This is a genomic window from Armatimonas sp. (assembly GCF_031410135.1).
Lineage (GTDB): Bacteria > Armatimonadota > Armatimonadia > Armatimonadales > Armatimonadaceae > Armatimonas.
This window is the reverse complement of the sequence record NZ_JANNYP010000889.1, coordinates 1-3,788: the sequence shown is the minus strand read 5'-3', so window position 1 is coordinate 3,788 and position 3,788 is coordinate 1. Positions and strand designations below refer to the sequence as shown.

The following is a 3,788-nucleotide window of genomic DNA, read 5'->3' as shown; positions in this document are numbered from 1 at the left end:
GCTCCCCTCCCCCAGCCCGCCTCCGCAGGGTTGGGAGGAGGGGCTGGGGGAGGAGGGCCACCCCGCCTCACACCGACACACATACACCCCCACGAGCATCCAGAAGACCGGCCAGGTGTAGTAGTACTCGAAGACATTGGCGCTGACCGCGTGGACGCACTCTCCTGCCAGATAGGCAATCAGGGCCATGCCCAGAGCCTTCAGTGCGGGATCGTCGGTGGTGCGCTGCCAGCGGCCCAGAACCCAGAAGAGTCCGATGAGCATCGCGATCAGGCCAATCGCTCCAGGGATTCCCAGCTCGGCCAGATACGCGATGTAGTTACCATCCGCGACGATGGTAGAAGCCGCCCCAGAGCGTGAGGCCGCATAGCCCGCCGAACCAAGCCCCGTGCCAGAGGGGTGTGCCAGGAAAATCTCCAGTCCCGCCTTCCACTGATGGGCACGGTCTTGGCCAAACTTACCGTCGAGCACCCCGGTATTCTCGATCATCTGCATCCAGAACTTTACCTTGGGACTGTCCGAAAGAAGGAGAAATAGCCCGGCGGCAAGCACGGTCACGGAGCTAAACATTACGGTCAAGCGCCAGGAGTAGCGCCGCCAGAGAATCAGAAGCACGATCACGCCCACCACCCAGCCCACGGTACTCCCGCGCGAGACGGACAGCAACAGAGCCGCTGTACTCAGCGCCCAGAGCCAAAAGAAGCGTCCCACAGCACGGCGATTCAGCGTAAACCAGCTCAAGCAGTAGAGCGAGACAAACGCCGAGAGTGAGCCAAAGACATTCTCCTCAAAGAGCAGCGACTGCATCCGGGCGTAGCGCTTCCAGAACTCCACCGCGCTCCCAATGCCGCTATCCACGTTCATCGCCCACTTTGAAACCTCGGGCCGGGCTGTCTCGGCAAGCTTGGCAATAAACTCAGGGTGTACCACAAAATCCACGAGGGAGAGAACGGTCAAGACGACATAGGTTCCCAGCAAAAGCCGAACGGTTCGGCTGGCATCACGGGCACTGGGGCGAATCTGGCGGATGGCAAGATAGCCCAGCACGGGCGGAAGGGCGTAGTGCCAGCCAAAGAGCAGGACAAAGGGATGCTGGTTCTTGAAGGCGATCAGGGAGCCATAGGCCACCACGACAATCCACACCAGCGCGGGCCAGTCGTCGCCGTAGAGCTTTAGCCGCCGCCGCTGGAGAGTTGCCTGCATGACGATCCCGATCCAGATCAGCGCCAAGAGCGCATCGGGCCAGAACTTACTGCCCATCAGCACCAGCGGCAGGTTCAGCTCAGCCCAGGATCGGAATAGGGGAAAGATTGGAAAGAAGACAAGCATCAGCCAGAAGCCAACAATCGGGCGGCGGATCAATGTCGAGCAGACAAATAACGCGACACTGCCCACTACCAACGCGATCCCAAAAGGCTTGAAAGCAATGCTACCAGCGCAAGCAAGAATAGCAAGTAAGGCGACCAGAGCAGTTTTCAGGGATATTGGCACAGCGTTCATTATACTCTGTGCCAGACCACCAAGCCCAGGTACACCAGGTACAATGCGAGCCATGAAGCAAGCAGTGATAGAGTTTCGTCAGGGTTTGGTCGCCGCTCCGAACGGGGGACGAGGCGGACGTTTTGCGTTTTCGGCAGACAATCTCCAGGCAAAGATACTTTCGAGTGAGGGGCTGGAGGGCATTTCCTGGTCGCCGATCACGGCAAGCGAGTCGGGGGAGTTTACCGGGCGAGGCCTTGGCATGTTACGGTTCACGGTAGAGCTCAGTGCGCCCCAGATCTTTCTCCTAGCTGCAAGCGGACATAGCATGGCCTATATCAATGGCGAGCCACGCATCGGGGATGTCTATAGCGACAACCGAATCACAGTCCCTATACGGCTAAATGCGGGCAAGAACGAGCTTCTCTTTCCCGTGGGGCGAGGGCGTTTTTCCGGCAAGCTGGTTCCCGTGACCGCCCCGATCTCGATCAATACCGCAGAGCTAACCCAGCCCGATATCGTTCTTGGCGAGAGTGGCCCGCTCTGGGCCAGTGTTGTCGTGGTCAATGCCAGCGAGAAGACCCAGCGAGGGCTAAAACTGTTTGCCAATGGCCACGCCACTCCCCTCCCGCCACTGCCCCCACTCTCCGTGCGCAAGGCGGCATTTCAGATAACCATTCCGAAGGGCGTAGTAGGCGAGGAGTTTCCGGTAGTGCTGGAAGCCAGCGGGGCGAACGCCAGCTTCAAGCTACGCATTCGCAAGCCAACCCTAACGCACAAGCGCACATTTATCAGCCAGATTGACGGCTCTGTGCAGTACTACGCCGTCAATCCCGCGCAAAAACCCGCTCCCGACAGCGCGCTGATCCTCTCGCTCCATGGTGCCAGTGTCCAGGCACAGGGCCAGGCGGAGGCGTATGGGGCCAAAGAGAACATGACTCTCATCGCAGCCACCAATCGCCGTCCTTTTGGCTTCGACTGGGAAGACTGGGGCCGCCTAGATGCCTTGGAGGTCTTCGCGGATGCCCAGAAGCGCTACCCACACGACCCCGCGCAGCGCTATCTGACCGGGCACTCAATGGGGGGCCACGGAACTTGGTCCCTGGGCTCGCTCTTTCCCGGCCAGTTTGCCGTGATCGGTCCCAGTGCGGGATGGATCAGCTTCGGTAGCTACGGCGGTGCCAACCGTCCCACCAGTACAGGCCCGATCAGCACCATTTTTAGCCGCGCCGCCAATCAGTACGACACGCTTCTTTTCAAGGAAAACCTCAAACAGACCGCAATCTACGTGGTGCACGGCGATGCCGATGACAATGTCCCCGTAACGGAAGCGCGGACAATGCGCAAGGAGCTCGAAGCGATCAAGCATCCCCGTGTCCTCTGGCATGAGGAGCCCGGTGCGGGCCACTGGTGGGACAACGACGAGAAAACGCCGGGGGCGGCCTGCGTGGACTGGCCCCCGATGAACCGTCTTTTTGCCGCCTGCCGCCGCGAGGAGTCCCCAGAAACCGCCGCGCTTGTCACGGTCAACCCGGCAGTCAGCGCCACCAATGCCTGGGCAACCATTGAGCAACAAGAAATACCGCTAGAAGTCTCTTCGTTCGCGCTTCGCCGCGAGGGAGCACGGCTTATCGGAACGACGACAAATGCGACACGCCTCTCGGTGGCACTTACTGGGGTTCGGGAGGTTGTTCTGGATAACCAGACGCTCCGACACGACGGTGGCCCGCTCACGCTTGAAAAGACGGGGGGTACCTGGCGAGCAACACGCAAGCCACTCACCGCAGCGTCCAAAAATAACCGCCGCTCCGGCCCCTTCAAGCAAGCTTTCACCCAGCGCTTTGTGCTGGTCTACGGCACCGCAGGCACGCCCGAGGAGAACGCCTGGAGCTACACAAAAGCCCGCTTCGATGCGGAGCAGTTTCTCTACCGCGGCAACGCCTCGCCCGATCTCTTGCCCGACATGGAGTTCGACGCAAAGCGCGAAAAAGATCGCAGCGTGATCCTCTACGGCAACGCCGACACGAACCGGCTTTGGAAGCAGCTCTTAGGGAAGTGCCTGATCCAGGTACGCCGTGACGGGATCATGGTTGGCAACAAGGCCTTACGCCAGCCCGATCTTGCCTGCCTCTTTGTCTACCCGCGCCCAGACTCGGCGATAGGGCTCGTCGGAGCGATTGGCGGCACGGGCCTTCCGGGCCTTCGCCTCACCGAGCGAGCGGCCTACTTTACGTCTGGCACCCCCTACCCCGACTGGTGCGTCTTCGGCCCCAAAATCCTCACCGAAGGCATGGGCGGCGTCCTAGAAG

2 protein-coding genes are annotated in these 3,788 nt (G+C 60.5%); one reads left to right on the top strand and one right to left on the bottom strand.

Going from position 1 to position 3,788, the window contains the following annotated elements; translation table 11 throughout:
- A partial coding sequence (locus RMO15_RS31775) for an O-antigen ligase family protein (RefSeq protein ID WP_309722862.1) occupies window positions 1-1,491 on the bottom strand: 1,491 nt, incomplete at its 3' end.
- Window positions 1,492-1,552: 61 nt separating this feature from the next.
- Here RMO15_RS31775 and RMO15_RS31770 point away from each other — a divergent pair.
- The coding region (locus tag RMO15_RS31770; protein ID WP_309722859.1) for a prolyl oligopeptidase family serine peptidase at window positions 1,553-3,788 on the top strand (2,236 nt) is incomplete at its 3' end.